We start from the raw sequence: 22983 nt of genomic DNA on the forward strand, positions 1-22983 counted from the left end.
CCGCGCGGAACCTTATAATTGGAGATTCCCCCGCATTTTTTCACGCATCTCTCGGCAGATTCCACAATGAGCGACAACACGCTTGCCAAAAGCTTCGAGCCTCAAAACATCGAGTCCCAATGGGGCCCGGAATGGGAAAAACGCGGGCTCGCAGCGCCCACGTTCAAAGAAGGCGCGAAGAATTTCTCCATCCAGTTGCCGCCTCCGAACGTGACCGGGACGCTGCACATGGGGCATGCGTTCAACCAGACCATTATGGACGGTCTCACGCGCTATCACCGCATGCTCGGCGAGAACACGCTGTGGGTGCCGGGCACGGACCACGCGGGCATCGCGACGCAGATCGTCGTCGAACGCCAGCTCGACGCGCAGGGCGTCTCGCGCCACGACCTCGGCCGCGAGGAATTCCTGAAGCGCGTCTGGGCGTGGAAGCAGCAGTCCGGCTCGACCATCACGAATCAGGTGCGCCGCCTCGGTGCGTCGATCGACTGGTCGCGCGAATACTTCACGATGGACGACAAGATGTCGGCCGCCGTGCGCGACGTGTTCGTCACGCTCTACAAGCAAGGACTCATCTACCGCGGCAAGCGCCTCGTGAACTGGGATCCGGTGCTCGGCACGGCCGTGTCGGATCTCGAAGTCGTGAGCGAGGAAGAGAACGGCAGCCTGTGGCACATCCAGTATCCGCTGCCGGACGGCTCGGGCCATCTGACGGTCGCGACGACGCGTCCCGAAACCATGCTCGGCGACGTCGCCGTGATGGTGCATCCGGAGGACGAGCGCTATCGGCATCTGATCGGCAAGACGGTCGTGCTGCCGCTGTGCGATCGCGAAATCCCGGTCATCGCCGATGAATACGTCGATCGCGAATTCGGCACCGGCGTCGTGAAGGTCACGCCCGCGCATGATTTCAACGACTACGCCGTCGGCCAGCGGCACAAGCTGCCGCAGATCGAGATCCTCACGCTCGACGCGAAAATCAACGACAACGCGCCCGAGAAATATCGCGGCATGGACCGCTTCGACGCGCGCAAGGAAGTGGTGAAGGATCTCGAAGCGCTCGGCCTGCTCGAATCCGTCAAGCCGCACAAGCTGATGGTGCCGCGCGGCGATCGCACGCAAGTCGTGATCGAGCCGATGCTCACGGACCAATGGTTCGTCGCGATGACCAAGGCAGCGCCCGAAGGCACGTTCAATCCGGGCAAGTCGATCACGGAGACGTCGCTTGATGTCGTGAGAAACGGCCAGATCAAATTCGTGCCCGAGAACTGGACCACGACGTACTATCAATGGCTCGAGAATATCCAGGACTGGTGCATCTCGCGTCAGTTGTGGTGGGGCCATCAGATTCCCGCATGGTACGGCGAGAACGGCGAGATCTTCGTCGCGAAGACCGAGGAAGAAGCCCGCGCCGATGCCGACGCGCAAGGCTACGCAGGCCCGCTCAAGCGCGATGAAGACGTGCTCGACACATGGTTCTCGTCGGCGCTCGTGCCGTTCTCGTCGCTCGGCTGGCCGAACGAGACGAAGGAACTCGAGGCGTTCCTGCCCTCTTCCGTGCTCGTGACCGGCTTCGACATCATCTTCTTCTGGGTCGCCAGAATGGTGATGATGACGACGCACTTCACCGGAAAGGTGCCGTTCGACACCGTCTATGTGCACGGCCTCGTGCGCGACGCCGAAGGCCAGAAGATGTCGAAGAGCAAGGGCAACACGCTCGACCCGATCGACATCGTCGATGGCATCGATCTCGAATCGCTCGTCGCGAAGCGCACCACGGGCCTCATGAACCCGAAGGCGGCCGCGCAGATCGAGAAAAAGACGCGCAAGGAATTCCCTGAAGGCATTCCGTCGTTCGGCACGGACGCGCTGCGCTTCACGATGGCGTCGATGGCCACGCTAGGCCGCAACGTGAACTTCGACCTCGCGCGCTGCGAGGGCTATCGCAACTTCTGCAACAAGCTGTGGAACGCCACGCGCTTCGTGTTGATGAATTGCGAAGGTCACGATTGCGGCTTCGCGAATCCCGGCGCATGCAAGCCGGGCGATTGCGGTCCGGGCGGCTACACGGACTACTCGCAGGCCGACCGTTGGATCGTGTCGCTGCTTCAGCGCGTGGAAGCGGAAGTCGAGAAGGGCTTCGCGGACTATCGATTCGACAATGTCGCGAGCGCGATTTACAAGTTCGTGTGGGACGAATACTGCGACTGGTATCTCGAACTCGCGAAGGTGCAGATCCAGACCGGGACGCCGGAACAGCAGACCGCGACGCGCCGCACGCTGCTGCGCGTGCTGGAAACGGTGCTGCGCCTCGCGCATCCGATCATTCCGTTCATCACCGAGGCGCTGTGGCAGAAGGTCGCCCCGTTGACCGACGCGTTCCCGTCGGGCGCGAAGGAAGGCGACGTGTCGATCATGACGCAGCCCTACCCGCGCGCCGCGCAGAAAAAGATTGATGAATCCGCCGAACAGTGGGCCGCCGAACTGAAGAGTGTCATCGATGCGTGTCGTAATCTGCGTGGCGAAATGAATCTGTCGCCCGCGGTGAAGGTGCCGTTGCTCGCGCACGGCGACGCGGCGCGCCTCACCGCGTTCGCACCGTATATCGCCGCCCTCGCGCGTCTTTCCGAAGTGAAGATCATCGACGACGAAGCCGCCCTCGACAAAGAGGCGCACGGCGCGCCGGTCGCGATCGTCGGCACGAACAAGCTCGTGCTGAAAGTCGAGATCGATGTCGCCGCGGAGCGCGAGCGTCTCACGAAGGAAGTGGACCGTCTGAATGCCGAAATCGCGAAATGTAATGCGAAGCTCGGCAATGAAAGCTTTGTTGCAAAAGCGCCGGCGTCTGTCGTTGAACAGGAGCGCAAAAGGCTGGCAGAATACGGAACCACTATCGAGAAACTTCAGGCCCAATTATTGCGTCTGCCGGCTTGAATTGGGGGTTCGAATCATTTATCGATCCGTTCCGGTTGTCTCGACGTTTCAATGATTTAAGAGGATCAGGGTCATCACATGCTAAAAGTTACCAAAGCGGTTTTCCCCGTCGCAGGTCTGGGCACGCGGTTCCTACCCGCGACCAAGGCAAGCCCGAAGGAAATGCTGCCAGTCGTGGACAAGCCGCTGATTCAGTACGCGGTCGAGGAAGCGATGGCGGCCGGCATTACCGAAATGATCTTCGTGACCGGCCGCAGCAAGCGCGCCATCGAAGACCATTTCGACAAGTCCTACGAGATCGAAGCGGAACTCGAAGCGCGCGGCAAGGACAAGCTGCTCGAGCTCGTGCGCAGCATCAAGCCGAGCCACGTGGACTGCTTCTACGTGCGTCAGGCCGAAGCGCTCGGTCTCGGGCACGCGGTGCTCTGCGCTGAAAAGCTCGTCGGCGACAATCCGTTCGCCGTGATCCTCGCGGACGACTTGCTGTACGGCAAGCCGCCCGTGATGACGCAGATGATCGAAGTGTTCGACCACTATCACAGCTCGGTGATTGGCGTCGAAGAGATTCCGGCTCAGGATTCGAAGTCCTACGGCGTCATCGACGGCAAGGAGTGGGAAGACAACATCTTCAAGCTCGCGGGCATCGTCGAGAAGCCGGAACCGGCCGTGGCGCCGTCGAACCTGGGCGTGGTCGGCCGTTACGTGCTGAAGCCGCGCATCTTCGATCACATTCGCGCGCTGAAGCCGGGCGCGGGCGGCGAGCTGCAACTGACGGACGCGATTCAATCCCTGCTTTCGGACGAGCAAGTGCTCGCGTACAAGTACCACGGCACCCGTTTCGACTGCGGCAGCAAGCTGGGCTATCTGAAGGCCACGGTGGAATTCGCGCTGCGTCATCCGGAAGTGAAGGCGGACTTCGAAGAGTACCTGCGCAACCTCGCGCCGATTCTCGAAGGCTGAAGCACTGGCCGATCCGGCTGAAAAAAATGCCCGTCACCTGCGTGACGGGCATTTTGTTTTTGGGCGCCTGCTTGCGTCTTTCAACGCCGGCGCATCAGAAAGATGAACGTCTTGTCCTGCGCCGAAGACTCGACGATCTCGTTGCCGGTCTGCTTGGCGAACGCCGCGAAATCGCGCTGCGATCCCGGGTCGGTTGCGAGCACTTTCAGAATCTGACCGCTCGTCATGTCGGCGAGCGCTTTCTTCGCCCGCAGAATCGGCAACGGACAGTTGAGCCCGCGCGCGTCGACTTCCTTGTGAACTTCCATCGCGATTGAACCTTTCTTTGCCTGGGGGTGAGCGCTCGGTGAAGGTTCGATTCTAGCGCAGCAGTCACAACTCTACCGGCCGCCCGCTTTCATAAGCCTGTCGCATCGCGATGCCGATACGCGTCGCTTCCCTCGCGTCGTCCAGCGTAAGCCCGGTCGGTTTCCCATCCTTCAGCCACGCCACGAACGCCTGCGCCTCGCGCAAGAACGCATCCTCGAAGCGCTCGAAGAACGTCGGCGTGCAGGCATTGCGCATGCCGTGCGCATCCGCAATTTCAACGCGGTTCGCGCGCGGATTGCGCCCCACCGACAGCGCGCCCGCCGTGCCGATCACTTCCGTCTGCGTGTCGTGCCCATGCGCCATCGTGCGCGATGCGTACAGCACCGCAAGCCGCCCGTCGTCGAACTCGATCGTGCCCACGCCATTGTCGATGTCGCCGCACTCGCGCAAGCCGTCGTGAATCGCGATGGTACCGCTCGCATACACGCGTCGCGCGCGCGGATTGCCGAGCAGCCAGCGCGCGAGATCGATGTCGTGCACGCTGCAATCGAGAAAGAGCCCGCCCGATGTCGGCGCGAATCGCACGAAGAAGCCGTCGGGATCGTTCTTGTCGCAAGTCTGCGAGCGCACCATGAAGGGCCGGCCGATCGCGCCTTTCGCGATGCCGTCGAACGCATCGCGATAGCTGGCATCGAAGCGTCGCACAAAGCCGATCATCACATGCAGATGCGGATGACGCGCATGCTCTTCGAGCACGGCATCGCATTCGGCGAGATCGAGCGACAGCGGCTTCTCGCAGAACACATGCTTGCCCGCGCGCAACGCGGCGATGATCTGCCGCGCGTGCAGCGATGTCGGCGTGACGAGCCACACGGCATCGATGGAAGCATCCGCGAGCAGTTCGTCGAAGTTCGCGTACAGAGACGACTCGGGCAACGACGCCTCCGCCCACGCGCGCTCTTCCTTTTCCGGGCTGCACGCCGCGACGAGTCTCGCGCCCGGCACGTGCCACGCGAGATTTTCCGCATGCCGGCGCCCGAGCCGCCCCAGTCCGACGATACCGACGCGCAACGGATTCATGCGACGTTCTCCCCGAGCCTCACGATGCGCTTCTCGCGCCACGACAACGTCGCGGCTTCGGCCAGTTCCAGCGCCTTCAATCCGTCCGCGACCGTGGTGCGCACCGGCTTGCCCGTCTCGACCGCATCGAAGAAATGCGCGATTTCCGCCGCGTACGCCGCGCGATAGCGCTCCAGAAAGAACGCCTCGGGTTTGTCGCTCGACACCGCCGTCGACGTATAAGCGGTGACTTCGGTCGGCCGCACGTTGCCCGCTTGCAGCATGCCGGCGCTGCCGAGCAATTCGAAGCGCTGATCGTAGCCATACGCCGCGCGCCGCGCCGTGTTGATCTGGCACAGCCGCCCGCGCTTCGTGCGGATCGTCACCGCCGTCGAATCGATGTCGCCCGCATCGGCGATGGCCGGATCGCTCAGGCAACTGCCCGTGGCGTGCAGCGTGTCGGCTTCGTCGTCGAGAATCCAGCGGAAGATGTCGAAATCGTGGATCAGCATGTCCTTGAAGATGCCGCCCGAATGTTTGATGTACTCGACGGGCGGCGCGCCCGGATCGCGGCTTGTCACGATCAGCATCTCCGGTTCGCCGATCTCGCCCGCATCGATGCGCGCCTTCAGCGCCGAAAAGCTCGGATCGAAGCGGCGCTGAAAGCCGATCATGCAGACGACGCCCGCTTTCTCGACGGCGTCGGCGCATGCACGCGCTCGCTCGATCGCGAGATCGACGGGCTTCTCGCAGAACACATGCTTCTTCTGCGCCGCCGACGCCAGTATCAGATCCGCGTGCGTATCAGTGCTCGAACACACGACGGTCGCGCCGATGGACGCATCGCCCATTGCGCCGTCGACATCGGCGACCTGCGCGCCATATGAAGCTGCCAACGCCGAAGCCGCGTCACGGTTCACATCGACGACGTATTTCAAACGCACGCCCGGCTGCCGCGCGAGATTGGCCGCGTGAATCTTGCCGATGCGTCCTGCCCCGAACACCGCCACATCAATCGTCATAGCCACCTGTCTCCTTGGATTCCTCGACATTCAACTCCAGCCGGTACGCGAGCGCGATGAACAACGCCTGGCACAGGCAAATGGTGCTCGTGAGCGAACGGAACGCGAACGCGCTGCCTTCCTTCACGAACAGACTCGCGCTCGCATGTCGCGCGAGCGGCGAAAGCTGGCTATCGGTGATGACGAGGGTCTTCGCGCCGTGATGCTGCGCGGCGCGCACGCAATATTGCGTCTCCTTGCCGTAGGGCGCGAAGCTGATCGCGACCACCACGTCCCCCTTCTTCACGCTGCGGACCTGCTCGCGGAACATGCCGCCGAAGCCTGATATCAGATGCACGCGCTTCTTCGTGTGCTGCAATGCATAGACGATGTAGCTCGCCACCGCGAACGACCGGCGCACGCCGATCACGTAGATGTTCTCGGCCTGCGAGAGCATGTCGACGGCGGCTTCGAACTGCTCGTCGTCGAGGCCAGCTTCGAGCTCGTCGAGACCCGCGCGGCTCGCCGCGATGAATTCGCGCGCCACCGACAGCCCCGACGCCTCGCCCGCCTTCTCGTCGATGAGCTTGCGGATACGCTGCTGATAGCTCTGCTGCGAGCCGCCCGCGCCCGTGTAGGCCTGTCTGAACACGGCCTGCAAGTCGGAGAAGCCGGAAAAGCCGAAGCGCTGCGCGAAACGCACGACCGCCGACGCGTGTACGCCGCACGCATTCGCAATATCGCTCGTGCGATCCATCATCACGCTTGGCCGATGCTGCTCGATATAAGTCGCGACGCTCTTCAACTGGCGCGGCAGGGAGTCGTAGGCGTCGGTGATCCGCTGCATGAGTTCGTCGACGCTTTGTACGTCGGTGCTGGCGTCATCCATCACAGGCTCTTTCGATGTTCGTTGTAGGACCGATTATAGGAAGGCGGCCCGCAAATTGGAACGTATTTTCCATTTGCCGCACCAATAAAATATCTATTGCAGAGCTCCTGAAACTGACCTACTCTTGGTCCTGAGCACGGCACATCAAAAAGTCGGCTCGCGAGACATCACACCAAACAACAACCGAGATAGGTGGAGACAATGACCATTTGCAACGGTCGGGCCGCGCTGCGCGCGCTGGTGGCTGCTGCTGCGTTGTGCAGCGCAACGTTGATGGCGGCGAGTCCCGCTCAGGCGGCGCCGGACGCGAAGTTCGTGCTGATCAGCCACGCGCCGGATTCGGATTCCTGGTGGAACACCATCAAGAACGCGATCAAGCAGGCGGACGAAGACTTCAACGTGCAGACGGACTATCGCAATCCGCCCAACGGCGATATCGCGGACATGTCGCGTCTGATCGAGCAGGCCGCCGCGCGCAACTACGACGGCGTCATCACTACCATCGCCGACTTCGACGTGCTGAAGAGTTCGCTCAACAAGGTCACCGCGAAGAAGATTCCGCTCGTGACGATCAACTCCGGCACCGAAGAACAGAGCGCGCAACTGGGCGCGATCATGCACGTCGGCCAGCCGGAATATGTCGCCGGCAAAGCGGCGGGAGAAAAGGCGAAGGCCGCGGGCGTGAAGTCGTTTCTGTGCGTGAATCACATCGCGACCAACACGGTTTCGTTCGATCGATGCAAGGGCTTCGCCGATGCGCTCGGCATCGACTACAAGGCCTCGACGATCGATTCGGGACAAGACCCGACCGAGATTCAATCGAAGGTATCGGCGTATCTGCGCAATCATCCGGACACGGGCGCGATCCTCACGCTCGGACCGACGCCCGCTTCCGCGACGCTCAAGGCAGTCGCGCAAATGGGTCTGCAAAACAAGATCTATTTCGTGACCTTCGACTTCTCCGACGACATCGCGAAGGCGATCAAGGACGGCACGATCAAGTTCGCGATCGATCAGCAGCCGTATCTGCAAGGCTATATCCCGGTGGCTGTGCTCGCGATCGTGCACAAGGAGCACACCACCGATCCGGCGAAGATCCGTCAGATTCTCGAAGCGAATCCGAAGTTCAAGGCGCGCCTCGCAACCTACGGATTGGAACCGTCCTATGGTCCCAAGAACATTCGTTCGGGACCGGGCTTCATCACCAAAGAAAATCTCGACAAGGTCGTGAAGTACGCCGGTCAATATCGTTGAAACCGGCATGACCTTCTTCGGGCGGCTTCGGTAAGCCACGAACCGCCCGCTTTTCTCAAGTCCATTGTGTCTTTACCGCGTCCGTTCACGGACGCGGTAAAGACACGCGCATCGCGACTGGACTGTACTTCGTATCGAGTCTCAAGGAGCCATCATGGGCGTAGCCGGCAAGCATTACCCTCATCACGTGAACCCTCAGCAGGACAACGCTGACACACCTGACACGGCAAAGCCTTCCGATGAGCGCGTACGTCGGCAATCGTGGTTCGGCCATTTGCTGAACCGCCCTGAATTCGCGGCGATATCGGGCACCGTGCTCGTGTTTATCATCTTCGGTTTCGGCGCGGGCTCGTCGGGCATGTTCAACCTCGACGGCGTCATGAACTGGTCGCAGGTCGCCGCCTATCTCGGGCTGCTCGCGGTCGGCGCGTGTCTCTTGATGATCGCGGGCGAGTTCGACTTGTCCATCGGTTCGATGATCGGTTTCGCGGGCATGATGGTCGCGTTGCCTTCGGTCTACTTTCACTGGCCGTTGTCGATTTCGATTCTCTTCGCGTTCGTCATGTCGATGCTGCTCGGCGCACTGAACGGCTATCTCGTGATGCGAACGCGCCTGCCGTCGTTCATCGTCACGCTCGCGTTCCTGTTCATCCTGCGCGGCCTGACCCTCGCGCTGTCGATCATGTTCGCGGACCGCACCATCATCTCAGGCGTGGGCGATCTCGCGCAGGCCGATCCGATCGCCAACACGCTCTTTCATGGCGTCGCGCTGCACGGCATGTTCACGTGGCTCGCGCACATGGGCATCGGCAAGCTGCTCGATAGCGGCGAGCCGCTCGTGCCCGGCATTCCGAAGGTCATCATCTGGTGGCTCGTGCTCGCGGCGATCGGCGCGTTCGTGCTCGCCAAGACGCGCTACGGCAACTGGATTCTCGCGGTCGGCGGCGATGCTAACGCCGCGAAGAACGTCGGCGTGCCGGTGAAGCGCGTGAAGATATCGCTCTTCGTGCTGACCGCGTTCTGCTCGTGCCTGTTCGCCGTGCTGCAAGTGTGCGACATCGGTTCCGCGGCGGCCGACCGCGGTCTGCAAAAGGAATTCGAAGCGATCATCGCGGCGGTCATCGGCGGCACGCTGCTGACGGGCGGTTACGGCTCGGTGGTCGGCGCATGCTTCGGCGCGCTGATCTTCGGTGTCGTGCAGATCGGCATCACCTATACGAACGTGAGTTCGGACTGGTTCCGCGTGTTCCTCGGCGTAATGCTGCTGATCGCCGTGCTCTTCAACCACTACGTGCGCCGCCGCGTCTCGCAGGCTCAATGAGAGGAGAACCGACATGAACGACGACAACATCCTCGCACTCGAGAACGTCAGCAAGTTTTTCGGCAAGGTAATCGCGCTCAACGGCGTCACGTTGCGGCTCAAGCGCGGCGAAGTGCATTGCCTGCTCGGCGATAACGGCGCGGGCAAGTCCACGCTCATCAAGACGCTGGCCGGCGTGCATACGCCCTCTTCCGGCGACTATCTCGTCGATGGCAAGCCGGTCCATTTCGATTCGCCGAAGGAAGCGCTGGATCTCGGCATCGCGACGGTGTATCAGGATCTCGCGCTCGTGCCGCTGCTCTCCGTCGCGCGCAATTTCTTCATGGGACGCGAGCCGCAGAAGAAGCGCTTCGGTTTCATCAACGTGATGGACCTCGATCTCGCCGCCGAAACCTCGCGCGCCAAGCTCGCGGAAATGGGCATCAGCGTGCGCGATCCGCATCAGCCCATCGGCACGATGTCCGGCGGCGAGAAGCAATGCCTCGCGATCGCGCGTGCGATCCACTTCGGCGCACGCGTGCTGATCCTGGACGAACCGACAGCCGCGCTCGGCGTGAAGCAGAGCTTCAACGTGCTCAAGCTGATCCACAAGGCGCGCGAAAAAGGCATCTCGGTGATCTTCATCACGCACAACGTGCATCACGCGTATCCGATCGGCGATTCGTTCACGCTGCTCAATCGCGGCCGCTCGATGGGCACGTACACGAAGGACACCATCAGCAAGAACGAAGTGCTCGACATGATGGCGGGCGGCGCGGAAATGCAGCAGATGATGACTGAACTCGAAGGCGCGACGATCTGAGGACACCAAGCCATGCCAACACAAATTACCTCTCGCTTCGCGCCGGATCGCACACGCGATATCGTGTGCCTCGGCCGCCTCGCCGTCGATCTCTACGCGCAGCAGGTCGGCGCGCGCCTCGAAGACGTATCGACGTTCGCGAAATATCTCGGCGGCTCGTCGGCGAACATCGCGTTCGGCTGCGCACGGCTCGGTCTCGCATCGTCGATGCTCGCGCGCGTCGGCAACGATCACATGGGGCGCTTTCTCACCGAGACTCTGGAACGCGAAGGCTGCGACGTGAGCCATGTGCGCATCGATCCCGAACGGCTCACCGCGCTCGTGCTGCTCGGCCTCGAAGATCGCGACACGTTCCCGCTCGTGTTCTATCGCGAGAACTGCGCGGACATGGCCGTCGACGAAGCCGATTTCGACGAAGCGTTTATCGCGTCGTCGAAGGCGCTGCTCATCACGGGCACACACTTCTCGACCGAGCAGGTGAACCGCACGAGCCGCCGCGCGCTCGACTATGCGCGGCGCAATAACGTGCGCACGATTCTCGACATCGACTATCGGCCGGTGCTGTGGGGACTCGCGGGCAAGGCCGACGGCGAGACGCGCTTCGTCGCGAACGAAGGCGTCACCGCGCACTTGCAGCGCATTCTGCCGTTGATCGATCTCGTGATCGGCACGGAAGAAGAGTTTCGCATCGCGGGCGGCGAGGATCATTTGATCGATGCGCTCGCGATGGTCCGCAAAGTCACGGGCGCGACGCTCGTCGTGAAGCGCGGGCCGCTCGGCTGCTCGATCATCGAGGGTGCGGTGCCCGCTTCCATCGACGATGCGCCGATACACGGCGGCGTCGAAGTGGAAGTGCTCAACGTGCTCGGCGCGGGCGACGCGTTCGCGTCCGGTTTTCTCTCCGGCTGGCTGCGCGACGAACCGCTCGAAGCGTGCGCGCGCACGGCCAATGCATGCGGCGCGCTGGTCGTGTCGCGTCACGGCTGCGCGCCCGCGATGCCCACGCCCGCCGAACTGGATTACTTTCTCGCCGCGGCCAAGGCCGATCCCGCACGCATGCGCCGGCCGGATCGCGATGCGACGCTCGCACGCCTGCATCGCGTGAGCCCGAAGCGCAAGCAATGGGATGAAGTGCTCGGCTTCGCGTTCGATCATCGCAATCAGTTCTTCGATCTCGCGCAGCAGACGGGTGCGAGCGAAACGCGCATCGCGACTTTGAAGAACCTGTTCGTCGAAGCCGTCGCGCAGACGGAGAAAGAACTCGCGCTCGAAGGACGCATCGGCGTGCTGATCGACGATCGCTACGGCCAGGATGCGTTGAACGCGGCGACGGGCCGCGGCTGGTGGATCGGGCGTCCGGTCGAATTGCCCGGCTCGATGCCGCTCGTGTTCGATCACGGCCGCTCGATCGGCACGACGCTCGTGCAATGGCCGCGCGAGCAGGTCGCGAAGTGTCTCGTGCACTATCACCCCGATCATCCGCATGACGTGCGGCTCGAACAGGAAGCGCAGTTGCGCGCGCTCTACGATGCCGTGCAGGAAAGCGGCAACGAACTGCTGCTCGAAGTGATCGTGCCGAAGAACGGACCGCCTGTGGACGACGACACCGTGAATCGCGCGTTGAAGCGTCTCTACAACCTCGGCATCTATCCTGAATGGTGGAAGCTCGAACCGATGAGCGCGAAGCAATGGCAGGCGATCGATGCGCTGATCGCCGAACGCGATCCGTATTGCCGCGGCGTCGTGCTGCTCGGGCTGTCGGCGGCCGTCGATCAGTTGCGCGACGGGTTCAAGGCGGCGGCAGCGTCGAAGACTTGCAAGGGCTTCACCGTCGGACGCACGATCTTTCACGAACCGAGCCATGCGTGGCTCGCAAACGAAATCGACGACCGCGAATTGATCGCGCGTGTGCGCCGCACGTTCGAGACCTTGATCGGCGCATGGCGTGATGCGCGTGGAGCGTCGCATGTGGAAGATCGTCAGATCAAACAGGAGCAGGCCGCATGAACCAGCGTGCAACGCAAACTGAAACTGGCGTGAACGCCACCATTCGACTGACCGCCGCACAGGCCGTCGTGCGCTATCTCGCGGCGCTTCGCACGGAACATGGCGAAGCGCTTTTCGGCGGCGTGTTCGCGATCTTCGGGCACGGCAATGTCGCGGGCATGGGCGAGGCGCTGTATCGGCATCGCGATGAATTGCCGACGTATCGCGCGCACAACGAGCAGGCGATGGCGCATAGCGCGATCGCCTATGCGAAGGCGCACATGCGCCGCCGCATGATGGCGGTGACGACGTCCATCGGTCCGGGCGCGACCAATCTCGTGACCGCCGCCGCGCTTGCGCATGTGAACCGTCTGCCGGTGCTTCTGTTGCCCGGCGATATCTTCGTGTCGCGCGCGCCGGACCCGGTGCTGCAGCAAGTCGAGGACGCTCACGACGGCGGCGTATCCGCGAACGATGCGTTGAAAGCGGTCTCGCGATACTTCGATCGCATCGTGCATCCCGCGCAATTGCTGAGCGCATTGCCGCGCGCGATTCGCGTGCTCACCGATGCGGCGCTGTGCGGCCCCGTCACGCTCGCGCTGCCGCAAGACGTGCAGGCGATGGCGTATGACTATCCGGCGTCGTTCTTCGCGCCGCCGGTCGTCGAGTTTCATGCGCCCGCGCCGGTTCCGCGCGAGATCGAACGCGCCGCCGCGATGTTGCGCGAAGCACGCGAGCCGATGATCGTATCGGGCGGCGGCGTGCTGTACGGACTCGCGGCCGATGCGCTGCGCACGTTCGCGCACAAACACGGCATTCCGGTTGCGGAAACGCAGGCGGGCAAAGGCGCGCTTGCGTGGGACGATGCGTTGAACGTCGGCGGCATCGGCGTGACGGGCGCATCGGGCGCAAACGAACTCGCCCATGCGAGCGATTGCGTGCTCGCCGTCGGCACGCGCTTGCAGGATTTCACGACCGGATCGAACACGCTCTTCGCGCAGGCTCGGCTCGTCGCGATCAATGCCAATCCGTTCGATGCCTTGAAGCAGAACGCCGTCGCCCTGCAGGCGGATGCGCGCGTCGCGCTCGATGCGCTATCGGCTGCGCTCGGCGACTGGCGCGCATCGCCCCAATGGACGACGCGTGCGCATCGGCTCGCGAACGAATGGCGCGAGACCGTCGCTCACGTGACGAACACGCCTGTCGCGGATGGCATGTTGCCGCGCGAAGCCGATGTCATCGGCGCGGTGCAGCGTTCGGACGATGAGTCGCCTGCGAACGATATCGTCGTGTGCGCGGCCGGCACCCTGCCCGCCGATTTGCAGAAGCTCTGGCGCACGGGACGGCCGGGTGGCTATCACGTCGAGTATGGCTATTCGTGCATGGGCTACGAGATTGCGGGCGGGCTGGGCGTGAAGCTCGCGCGGCCCGAGCGCGAGGTGATCGTGATCGTCGGCGATGGCAGCTATCTGATGATGAATAGCGAACTCGCCAGCTCCGTGATGCTGGGCGCGAAGTTGATCGTGGTACTGCTCGACAATCGCGGGTTCGGTTGCATCAATCGATTGCAGCGGGCTTGTGGGGGGGCGCCGTTCAACAATCTCATCGATAACTGCAGGCAAGGCGCGCCCGGTGCGCCTGAGATCGATTTCGCGATGCATGCGCGGGCGCTTGGGGCGTTGTCGGAGCATGTGTCTGGCATCGATGAATTGCAAGACGCGATGACACGCGCGCGGGCGGCGGATCGAAGCTATCTGATTTCGATCGATACCGATCCGGCTCGGCCTACCGAAGAAGGCGGATGGTGGTGGGAAGTCGCCGTGCCGGAAGTATCGGACCGCGCGGCGGTCGTCGTTGCTCGTGAGGCTTATGAGCGGGCGCTTGAGGCTAGGGGACTTTAAGGGGTTTTTCGTGGAAGCCTGCTTTGTTGTTGGTTTATTAGCGTTGCCCCTGTGCGGGGCGGCAGTCACTTTCTTTGCTGCTGCAAAGAAAGTAACCAAAGAAAGCAGCTCCACACGCCCGCGGTCACACGCAGTTTGGCCATGCTTGCCAGCCGGTCGTGGGCTGCCTAAGTGTCGCCCTCACAGGTCCAACCGCGCTTGGATCGCGCACGGTCTGACAAGCTAGTTGTTCAAACGCGCTGGTTCAGCACAAAACAGCGCCGGCACAGCGCTACGCGCTGCCGCTGGGTTTGCAACGAAAACCAACGAATTACCAATGCAGCGAGATAGAGCCGTTAGCAAAAAGAGTACGGGCAGACCCGATGGACCGGTCAGCCGCGAAGCGGGCTGGAGCCATTTGGTGCTGAACCGCTCCGCTGTGCGATGCGCGGTGACAGACCGTGCGCGAGCCAAGCCCGATTAGTCTTGTGGGGGCGACACTTAGGTAGCCCACGATCACCTGGCAAGCATGGCCAAACTGCGTGTGACCGCGGGCGTCTCGAGCTGCTTTCTTTGGTTACTTTCTTTGCAGCAGCAAAGAAAGTGACTGCCGCCCCGCATAGGGGCAGTGCTAATAAACCAACACCAATACGGGATCCAGCGAAAGCAAAAGCAAAAAACCCAGGCAAACGAAAACCCGAGGACCAAACCATGCCCATAAACGTACGCATAGGCATAAACCCACTGTCGTGGATGAACGACGACCTGCCCTCGCTCGGCGGAGAGACCCCTCTGTCTACCGCACTAAGCGAAGGAAAACAGATCGGCTACGAAGGTTTTGAACTAGGCAACAAGTTCCCTCGCGAACCGCAAGCGCTCAAGACGCTGCTCGCCCAATACGATCTCGCCCTCGTATCCGGCTGGTACTCAGGCAGGCTCGCCGAGCGCACCGCCGAGGAGGAAATCGAAGCCGTAGGCCCGCACCTCGATCTGCTCGCAAAAAACGGCGCAACCGTGATGGTCTACGGCGAAGTGGCGCATTCGATCCAGGGCGCGCCGCGTCCGCTCTACCAACGTCCGCGCTTCTTCTCCGATGCACAATGGAACGAATACGCCGAGCGCCTGAACCGCTTCGCCGAATTCACGCTCACACGCGGCGTGCGCGTCGCCTATCATCATCACATGGGCGCGTATGTCGAAACGCCCGCGGACGTCGATCGCCTGATGGCCCTGACCAGCGATGCAGTCGGTCTGCTCTTCGACGCGGGACACATCACGTTCGCGGGCGGCGATGCGCTCTGCGTGCTGCAAAAACACATCGCCCGCGTGTGTCATGTGCATTGCAAGGACGTGCGCCCGGACATCGTGAAGCTCGCGCGCAATCGCAACTGGAGTTTTCTCGATGCGGTCATCAACGGCGCGTTCTCCGTGCCGGGCGATGGCTGCGTGGACTATCCGGGCATCATCGCGTGTCTTGCGCAGCATGATTACGACGGCTGGCTCGTCGTGGAAGCGGAACAGGATCCGGTGATCGCGCCGAGCTATGCGTATGCCGACAAGGGCTATCGCACGCTGCGCGCGCTCGTCGACGGAACATTCAAGGAGGCGGCATGAGCCTGCTGGTGAAAGCATCGCGCGAAGGACAAACCATCGCGCGCGTCACGCCCGATTCCGCGGGCTGGAAGCATGTCGGGTTCGCGGCGTATCGCCTGAACGCGGGCGATGTCGTGCATGTGTACGACGCGGATCGCGAAAGCTGCATCGTCGTGTTGACGGGCACCGTGAGCGTCGAGGCGGGCGACGAGCATTATCAGTCGATCGGTTCGCGCGACAGCGTGTTCGAAGACGCGGCGCCCTATGCGGTCTATGTGCCGCCGAAGCTCGCGGCGATCGTGCGTGCGGAGCGCGATGCGGAAATCGGCGTAGCGAGCGCGCCCGCGAAGGGCGAGTTCCCGCCGCGGCTGATCGAGCCATCGCAGATGAAGCGCTCGACGCGCGGCAAAAACGCGAATACGCGCTACGTGTGCGACATTCTTCCGCAAACGGAAGCGGCCGAGTCCTTGCTCGTGGTCGAAGTGCGCACGCCGGGCGGTCATGCGTCGAGCTATCCGCCGCACAAGCACGATCAGGACAACGTGCCCGTCGAGAGTTCGCTCGAAGAGACGTATTACCATCGATTGAATCCGCCGCAAGGCTTTGCGTTTCAGCGCGTCTATACCGACGAGCGCGATCTCGACGAAACCATGGCCGTCGAAAATCACGATGTCGTGATGGTCCCGCGCGGATATCATCCGGTGGTCGTGCCGTATGGCTACGACAACTACTATCTGAACGTGATGGCGGGCAGCAAGCGCACGTGGCACTTCAAGAACGATCCGAAGCATGAGTGGATCGTGGAGAGGGATAGCAAGGCGTCGACCTAGCCGATGGAAAGCCATTCGCGCATGACCTGCTCGTTCTGAGCAAGCGCCGCGAACGCCCCATCGAACTGAATCGCCCCATGCCCCATCACCGCGACGCGCGCATGGAGCATGCGCGCGATCGTCAATCTCTCTTCGATCAGCAGCATCGCCACACCGCGTTCGCGCAGCGCCGCGAGACACGCGGCCACTTGCGCGAGCACTTGCGGCGCGAGCCCTTCGCCGGGTTCGTCGATGACGACGAGCGACGGATCGCCCGTGAACGTGCGTGCAAGCGCAAGCATTTGCTGTTCGCCGCCCGATAGCGCGCCCGCTTTCACCGACGCGCGTTCTTCGAGCACGGGAAACAGCCCATACGCGTCGCTCAGCGAAAAACGCGTGCCTTTCCTTTCACCGAGCAACAGGTTTTCACGCACGGTCAGCGCGGGAAACACGTCACGCGTTTCGGGCACGTAACCGATGCCGAGCCGCGCGATGCGATGCGGCCGCAGACCGACGAGATGGACATCGCCATAACGCATATCGCCCGCGCATCGCACGAGTCCCATGATCGCCTTCGCGAGCGTCGAACGCCCCGAGCCGTTGCGTCCGACGAGCGCGACCACTTCCCCTTCGCCGATGCGAAGATTCACGCCGTGCAGCACCTGCGCCGCGCCATACCACGCACGCAGATTGTCGATGCGCAATGGCGCGCTCATGTCGCGACTCCGCCGAGATAGGCTTCCCGCACATCGCGATTCGCACGTATCGCGGCAGGCGTGCCGGTCGCGATCACGCGCCCTCGCACGAGCACCGAGATTCGATCCGCGAGACTGAACACAGCGTCCATGTCATGCTCGATCACGAGCAGCGTGCGCCCTTCCGTCGTCGCGCGAATCAACGCGAGCGCACGCGTCGCTTCCGCGCGGTTCATGCCGGCAGTGGGTTCGTCGAGCAGGATGAGCGGCGCATCGGTCGCGAGCGCGATGCCGAGATCGAGCGCGCGTTGCTCCGCGTAGGTGAGGCGCGCGGCAAGTTCGCCGGCGCGTTCGGCCAGGCCAATGGCGTCGAGCATCGCGTGTGCGCGCGCATCGACTTTTCTCGAAGGCCGCCATCGGTCGATAAGGCGCGATGACGCCGCGCCGAGCGCCGCGCAACGCAGATTGTCGAGCACGGACAAACCCCCGAACACGCTCGTCGTCTGGAAGCTGCGCGCAAGCGTTCGGGACACACGCTGCGGCGGCTTGCCCGTGATGTCGATTCCGTTCGCGGCGATGCGTCCGTCATCCGGCCGCGCACGTCCCGAGATCAGATCGAAGAGGGTCGACTTGCCCGCGCCGTTCGGTCCGATGAGCGCGTGCCGTTCGCCGTGCGCGACGTGCAGATCGACGCCGCGCAATACCTGCGTCGCGCCGTAACGCCGGGTGACGCCGTGCAGTTCGAGCGCGTTCATCGCGCGGCCCTCGTGCGTCGCGCGAGCCAGAGACCCAGCAATGCGCACGGCAATGCAATGAGCCACGCATGTATATCGATTCGTCCCGCATAGAGCGCCTCGACCGGTACGACGACCGCGACGCCCCAGACCATCGCGCTGAACGCGCCGAAGCACAGCGATCGCGCGTCGCGCCGAAGCAACCCCGCGACGCCCTCCGGCGCGGCGATCACGATCCACACGAAGAAGAGACCGAGATACATCGGCCACGCGGCGGTCACGCTCGCCACCGCCACGCTGAAAAACGTCAGCAGCACCGCGCCGATCACCGGCCCGAAGAACGCGCCCGTTCCGCCGATCACGGTGGCAACGAGCACGCTCGTCGAGCGCGCGAGGCCCACGCTTTCCGACGACACCAGCTCCACGTTGATCAACGCCAGCACGCCCGCGATGCCCGCGAAGAACGCCGACACGACGAGCATCGTGAATCGCACGCGCGCGGGCGCGAAACCGATCGCCGCCGCGCGCGTGGGATTGTCGCGCACGGCGTTGGCGAGGCGGCACATCGGCGTGCGCGAAAACGCGAACATCGCGAGCGCCGCCACGACGCACCAGCACGCGATCAGCGCATAGGCTTCGCGCGGCGGCCCGAACGTCCATGCGAAGAACGACGGCCCGCTCGCGCGATCGATCGTCACGCCGCCCTCGCCGCCGAACCATCCCGGCACGAGCCAGACGCACGCGGCGGCGAGCTCGCCGATGCCGAGCGTGATCATCGCGAAAGCCGTGCTCGCGCGCTGCGTCGAGATCGCGCCGAACACGACGGCGACGAGCATCGCCGCGCATCCGCCGACGATCGGCAAGAGCGGCAACGGCACGCCGTAGCGATTGAACACGTGCGCGGCGGCGAACGCGCCGAGCCCCGAATGCACGGCGTGGCCGAACGACAGCAAGCCGGTCTCGCCGAGCAGCAGGTTGTACGAAAGCGCGAAGACAATGAGCGTCGCGGTCTGCGCGCAATACGCGAGCAGCCAGGTTTCATCGAAGAAGAGCGGCAGCGCGAGCGCGAGGACGAGCGCGAGAAACCTAGGCATCTTGCGTGCGCTCGCCGAAGAGTCCGCGCGGCCGCGCGGCCAGCATCGCGACGAGCACGAGATAAGGCAGCACGGGCGCGAGCTGCGCGAGCGTCAACGCGCCCCACGCGGGCGGCAGAACGAAGCCGAGCGATGCGGCGACGCTGCCCGCCGACACGCTCGCGCCCACCGCGAAGGTTTGCACGCAGCCGATCAATATCGACGCGACGAGCGCGCCGCCCAGCGATCCGAGACCGCCGATTACCACGACGACGAACACGATCGGGCCCATCGCGTCGGCCATCGCCGGCTCGATGACGGCGAGCGGAGCGCCGATCACGCCGCCGAGCGCGGCGAGCGCGGTGCCGACGGCGAAGACCATCGTGAACACGCGCGGCACGTCGTGGCCCAGCGTTTCGACCGTTGCGGGATGCGTGAGCGCCGCGCGCACGACGAGGCCCGTCTTCGATACGCGCAAGATCAGCCAGAGCGCGCCGAGCATCAGGACCGCGATCGTCATCATGAACACGCGGTAGCGTGCGAACGACGCGCCGTAGAGCGTGAAGAGCGGAGCGTCGAGCACAGGGGGAATCGGCGCGGGCAACGGCCCGAGCCCCCACACGAGCTTGACGCCCTCGCCGATCACGATGGTCGCGCCGAACGTGAGCAGCATGTCCGCGAGCGCGCCGCGCGCATGCACGCGTCTCAGCAACAGCCGTTCGAACAAGGCGCCCGCGATGCCGACGACGACAGGCGCGACGATCAACGCAAACCAGAATCCGCCGTACGCGGCGAGCGCCTGCCCGACATACGCGCCGAGCATATAGAAGCTCGCGTGCGCGAAGTTGAGCACGCCGAGCATCGAGAATATCAACGTGAGGCCCGCCGACAGCATGAAGAGCAGCAATCCCACGCTCACGCCGTTGAGCAGACTGACGCAGAACCACTGAAGCAAGGCGCGACCTTCAGCCGACGATGAGCGGCTTCAGCGCATCGACGAGCGGCGCGGGCAGCGGCACCGGCCTGCGCGTCACGCGATCCACGTAGACATGGACGAAATGCCCCTGGGCGGCGGCGGTGTCCGAGCCTTGCACGAAGATCGCCACTTCGTAGCGCACGCTCGTGTTGCCGAGCTTCTCGACGCGCAAGCCCGCTTCGATCGGCTCGGGGAACACGACCGGCGCGAAGAAGTTGCAGCGCGTCTCGACGACGAGGCCGATCGTCTCGCCCTCGCTGAAATCGAGCACGCCCGCGCGCAGCAGATACTCGTTCACGACCGTGTCGAAGTAGCTGTAATAGACGACGTTGTTGATGTGCCCGTAGACGTCGTTGTCCGACCAGCGCGTGCTGATCGCGAGAAAGTGCGCGTAGTCCGCGCGCGTGGTTGGAACCGGCTTGCTCATCGCTTAAAGGGACTCCGTCAGCATGCGTCGATAGTCGTCGGCGCTCGCCTCGCGCGGATTCGTCTTGTGGCAATGATCGGCGAGCGCGCCCTTCACCACCTTGTCGAACATGCTTTCGTCGACGCCCATTTGCGAAAGACGCGTCGGCAAGCCGAGCCGCGCGGTCATGTCGTGCACGGCCTGCGCGACATCGGCATTGTCCGCGAGACTCATCACGCGGCGCATGCGCTCGAAGCGCCGTTCCGCGACAACCGACGGCGCGCTCTCGTTGAAGCGCAGCACCGCGGGCAGGACCACCGCGTTCAGCGTGCCGTGATGGAGCGACGTGCGCCCGTTCACCGCGAGCCCGCCCAGCGGATGCGACAGCGAATGCACGCAGCCCAGGCCCTTTTGGAACGCCATCGCGCCCTGCATCGACGCGGACATCATGTTCAGGCGCGCGTCGCGGTCCTGGCCGTCTTGCGTCGCGCGCTCGATGTTGGCCCACGCGCGTTCGAGCCCGTCGAGCGCGATGCCGTCGGCGGGGGGATTGAACGCGGGCGCGAGAAACGTTTCGATGCAATGCGCGATCGCGTCCATGCCGGTTGCGGCGGTGAGCGACGACGGCAGGCCGAGCGTGAGCGACGGATCGCAGATCGCGGATTTCGGCAGCAGATGCCAGGAATGGAAACCGAGCTTGCGCCCGTCCTCGAGGATGATGATCGCGCCGCGCGCCACTTCGCTGCCCGTGCCCGACGTGGTCGGCACCGCGATCAGCGGCGCGGCGCGCTCGGTGATCTTGCCGCTGCCGCCTTCGATCGTCGCGAAGGTCGTCAAGGGTGCGTCGTGCGTCGCCGCGATCGCGACGCCCTTCGCCAGATCGATCGACGAGCCGCCGCCCACCGCGATGAGTCCATCGCACCCTTCGCGCCGATATTGCTCCGCAGCTCGCGTGACCATCGCTTCGGTCGGATTCGACGGCGTGTCGTCGAACACCGGCAACGCGCCGAGCTTCGCGCTTTCGATCACGCGATCCGCGAGGCCCGCCGCCGCGACGCCTTTATCGGTGATGACGAGCGGACGCTTCACGCCGATGCGTGCGCATTCGCTTTCCAGCGTCTGAAGCGCGTCGTAACCGAGATGGATATGAGTCAGATAGAAGATGCAAGCCATGACATGGGAACCGGTGGGAGTGTGCGGGCATGTTAGGAGCGGCGCGGCGGGCTTGTCAATCGGGGTTCAGCGCGGCCCGCAGAGCGCGCGAACCTCGTCGGTGAAGCGTTCGACGGTTTCGCGCTTCGTATCCCATGCGCACATCAGACGGCAGCCGCCTGAGCCGATGAACTGATAGAAGCGCCAGCCCTTCGCCCGCAGCGCCGTGGCGACGTGCGCCGGCAGTTCCGCGAACACCGCGTTCGATTCGGGCTTGAAGAGCAGGCTTACGCCGGGAATCTCGACGAGGCGCTCGGCCATCAGTTGCGCCATTGCATTCGCATGACGCGCGTTGCGCAGCCAGACGTCGTTATCGAGCAGGCCGAGCCACGGCGCGGAGATGAAGCGCATCTTCGATGCGAGTTGCCCCGCCTGTTTGAGCCGATACGCGAAATCGGCGGCGAGCGCCTTGTCGAAGAACACGACCGCCTCGCCCACCGGCAAGCCGTTCTTCGTGCCGCCGAAGCACAGCACGTCGACACCCGCGCGCCACGTGATCTCCGACGGATGCACGTTCAGCGTCGCGACCGCGTTGGCGAAACGCGCGCCGTCCATGTGCACTTTCAGATGACGGCGCTTCGCAATCGCCGCGATCGCGCGGATTTCCTCAACCGTGTAGACGGTGCCGACTTCGGTCGCCTGCGTGAGCGCGACGACCTTCGGCTTCGGATAGTGGATGTCCGCGCGTTTCGTGACGAGCTCTTCGATCGCATCGGGCGTGAGCTTGCCGTTCTCGCCGCGCGCGGTGAGCAGCTTCGAGCCGCCCGAGAAGAATTCAGGACCGCCGCATTCATCGGTTTCGATATGCGCGAGTTCGTGGCAGATCACCGAGTGATACGACTGACACAAGGAAGCGAGCGCGAGCGAATTTGCCGCGGTGCCGTTGAACACGAAGAAGACTTCGCAATCGGTCTGGAAGAGATCGCGGATGCGGTCGCAGACTTGGGCCGTCCACGAATCGTCGCCGTAAGCGGGCTCGTGACCGCTCGTGTTGGAATTGATGAGCGCTTGCAGCGCTTCGGGGCAGATGCCTGCGTAGTTGTCGGAGGCGAAGTGTTGGATCGGGTCCGTGGGCGCTGTCATGGGATTG

The 22983-nt window shown here is 63.5% G+C and carries 20 protein-coding genes; 9 read left to right on the forward strand and 11 right to left on the reverse strand.

The window, feature by feature from the left end:
* Positions 1-66 precede the first annotated feature (66 nt).
* Positions 67-2934: a valine--tRNA ligase gene (locus NCS28_RS09125; protein ID WP_250513522.1), complete on the forward strand. Its 2868-nt coding sequence runs from the start codon at positions 67-69 to the stop codon at positions 2932-2934.
* Positions 2935-3012: 78 nt separating this feature from the next.
* Positions 3013-3894, forward strand: coding sequence for a UTP--glucose-1-phosphate uridylyltransferase GalU (galU, locus tag NCS28_RS09130; RefSeq protein ID WP_250513523.1), 882 nt, complete (start codon positions 3013-3015; stop codon positions 3892-3894).
* An 80-nt stretch (positions 3895-3974) separates the two neighbouring features.
* Here galU and NCS28_RS09135 read toward each other — a convergent pair whose 3' ends face one another.
* The 4 genes from NCS28_RS09135 to NCS28_RS09150 all read right to left on the reverse strand — a co-directional run bounded on the left by NCS28_RS09135 (position 3975) and on the right by NCS28_RS09150 (position 7152).
* A complete protein-coding gene (locus NCS28_RS09135; protein ID WP_250513524.1) occupies positions 3975-4202 on the reverse strand; it encodes a sulfurtransferase TusA family protein in 228 nt (75 codons plus the stop codon).
* Positions 4203-4266: 64 nt separating this feature from the next.
* On the reverse strand, positions 4267-5283 hold the full coding sequence (locus NCS28_RS09140; protein ID WP_250513525.1) for a Gfo/Idh/MocA family oxidoreductase: 1017 nt from the start codon (positions 5281-5283) through the stop codon (positions 4267-4269).
* Positions 5280-6284: an inositol 2-dehydrogenase gene (gene iolG, locus NCS28_RS09145; protein ID WP_250513526.1), complete on the reverse strand. Its 1005-nt coding sequence runs from the start codon at positions 6282-6284 to the stop codon at positions 5280-5282. The genes NCS28_RS09140 and iolG overlap by 4 nt, the downstream gene beginning before the upstream one ends.
* Positions 6274-7152 (reverse strand): MurR/RpiR family transcriptional regulator, encoded by an 879-nt coding sequence (locus tag NCS28_RS09150; protein WP_250513527.1) that lies wholly within the window; start codon positions 7150-7152, stop codon positions 6274-6276. Before NCS28_RS09150 ends, iolG begins: the two co-directional genes overlap by 11 nt.
* 201 nt (positions 7153-7353) lie before the next feature.
* On the opposite strand from NCS28_RS09150, the gene NCS28_RS09155 reads away from it, so the two are divergent.
* The 7 genes from NCS28_RS09155 to iolB all read left to right on the forward strand — a co-directional run bounded on the left by NCS28_RS09155 (position 7354) and on the right by iolB (position 16818).
* Positions 7354-8406 carry a sugar ABC transporter substrate-binding protein gene (locus tag NCS28_RS09155; RefSeq protein WP_250513528.1) on the forward strand — a complete coding sequence of 351 codons (1053 nt, stop codon included), beginning with the start codon at positions 7354-7356 and terminating at the stop codon, positions 8404-8406.
* A 154-nt stretch (positions 8407-8560) separates the two neighbouring features.
* Entirely contained in the window at positions 8561-9727 is a 1167-nt protein-coding gene (locus NCS28_RS09160) for an ABC transporter permease (protein ID WP_250513529.1), read from the forward strand.
* Positions 9728-9740: 13 nt separating this feature from the next.
* Entirely contained in the window at positions 9741-10529 is a 789-nt protein-coding gene (locus NCS28_RS09165) for an ATP-binding cassette domain-containing protein (protein ID WP_250513530.1), read from the forward strand.
* A 12-nt stretch (positions 10530-10541) separates the two neighbouring features.
* Positions 10542-12536, forward strand: coding sequence for a bifunctional 5-dehydro-2-deoxygluconokinase/5-dehydro-2-deoxyphosphogluconate aldolase (locus NCS28_RS09170; protein WP_250513531.1), 1995 nt, complete (start codon positions 10542-10544; stop codon positions 12534-12536).
* Positions 12533-14416: a 3D-(3,5/4)-trihydroxycyclohexane-1,2-dione acylhydrolase (decyclizing) gene (gene iolD, locus NCS28_RS09175; protein ID WP_250513532.1), complete on the forward strand. Its 1884-nt coding sequence runs from the start codon at positions 12533-12535 to the stop codon at positions 14414-14416. The genes NCS28_RS09170 and iolD overlap by 4 nt, the downstream gene beginning before the upstream one ends.
* Before the next feature lie 690 nt (positions 14417-15106).
* Positions 15107-16009 carry a myo-inosose-2 dehydratase gene (gene iolE, locus NCS28_RS09180; protein ID WP_250513533.1) on the forward strand — a complete coding sequence of 301 codons (903 nt, stop codon included), beginning with the start codon at positions 15107-15109 and terminating at the stop codon, positions 16007-16009.
* The gene (gene iolB / locus NCS28_RS09185; RefSeq protein WP_250513534.1) at positions 16006-16818 is read left to right on the forward strand and encodes a 5-deoxy-glucuronate isomerase; all 813 of its coding nucleotides are present in this window, start codon (positions 16006-16008) and stop codon (positions 16816-16818) included. Before iolE ends, iolB begins: the two co-directional genes overlap by 4 nt.
* Here the strand turns inward: iolB and NCS28_RS09190 are convergent.
* The 7 genes from NCS28_RS09190 to NCS28_RS09220 all read right to left on the reverse strand — a co-directional run bounded on the left by NCS28_RS09190 (position 16815) and on the right by NCS28_RS09220 (position 22955).
* The gene (locus tag NCS28_RS09190; RefSeq protein ID WP_250513535.1) at positions 16815-17513 is read right to left on the reverse strand and encodes an ABC transporter ATP-binding protein; all 699 of its coding nucleotides are present in this window, start codon (positions 17511-17513) and stop codon (positions 16815-16817) included. The genes iolB and NCS28_RS09190 overlap by 4 nt on opposite strands.
* Positions 17510-18247, reverse strand: a complete 738-nt coding sequence (locus NCS28_RS09195; protein WP_250513536.1) for an ABC transporter ATP-binding protein — start codon at positions 18245-18247, stop codon at positions 17510-17512. The genes NCS28_RS09190 and NCS28_RS09195 overlap by 4 nt, the downstream gene beginning before the upstream one ends.
* Positions 18244-19320 (reverse strand): branched-chain amino acid ABC transporter permease, encoded by a 1077-nt coding sequence (locus NCS28_RS09200; protein WP_250513537.1) that lies wholly within the window; start codon positions 19318-19320, stop codon positions 18244-18246. The genes NCS28_RS09195 and NCS28_RS09200 overlap by 4 nt, the downstream gene beginning before the upstream one ends.
* Complete coding sequence (locus NCS28_RS09205) at positions 19313-20194, reverse strand: branched-chain amino acid ABC transporter permease (RefSeq protein ID WP_250513672.1); 882 nt, start codon at positions 20192-20194, stop codon at positions 19313-19315. The genes NCS28_RS09200 and NCS28_RS09205 overlap by 8 nt, the downstream gene beginning before the upstream one ends.
* Before the next feature lie 70 nt (positions 20195-20264).
* Positions 20265-20702, reverse strand: coding sequence for an acyl-CoA thioesterase (locus NCS28_RS09210; protein ID WP_250513538.1), 438 nt, complete (start codon positions 20700-20702; stop codon positions 20265-20267).
* A gap of 3 nt (positions 20703-20705) precedes the next feature.
* On the reverse strand, positions 20706-21854 hold the full coding sequence (gbd, locus tag NCS28_RS09215) for a 4-hydroxybutyrate dehydrogenase (protein WP_250513539.1): 1149 nt from the start codon (positions 21852-21854) through the stop codon (positions 20706-20708).
* A 66-nt stretch (positions 21855-21920) separates the two neighbouring features.
* Complete coding sequence (locus NCS28_RS09220; RefSeq protein WP_250513673.1) at positions 21921-22955, reverse strand: threonine aldolase family protein; 1035 nt, start codon at positions 22953-22955, stop codon at positions 21921-21923.
* Positions 22956-22983: the final 28 nt, after the last annotated feature.

This window comes from Caballeronia sp. INDeC2 (assembly GCF_023631325.1).
In the GTDB taxonomy this organism is placed as follows: domain Bacteria; phylum Pseudomonadota; class Gammaproteobacteria; order Burkholderiales; family Burkholderiaceae; genus Caballeronia.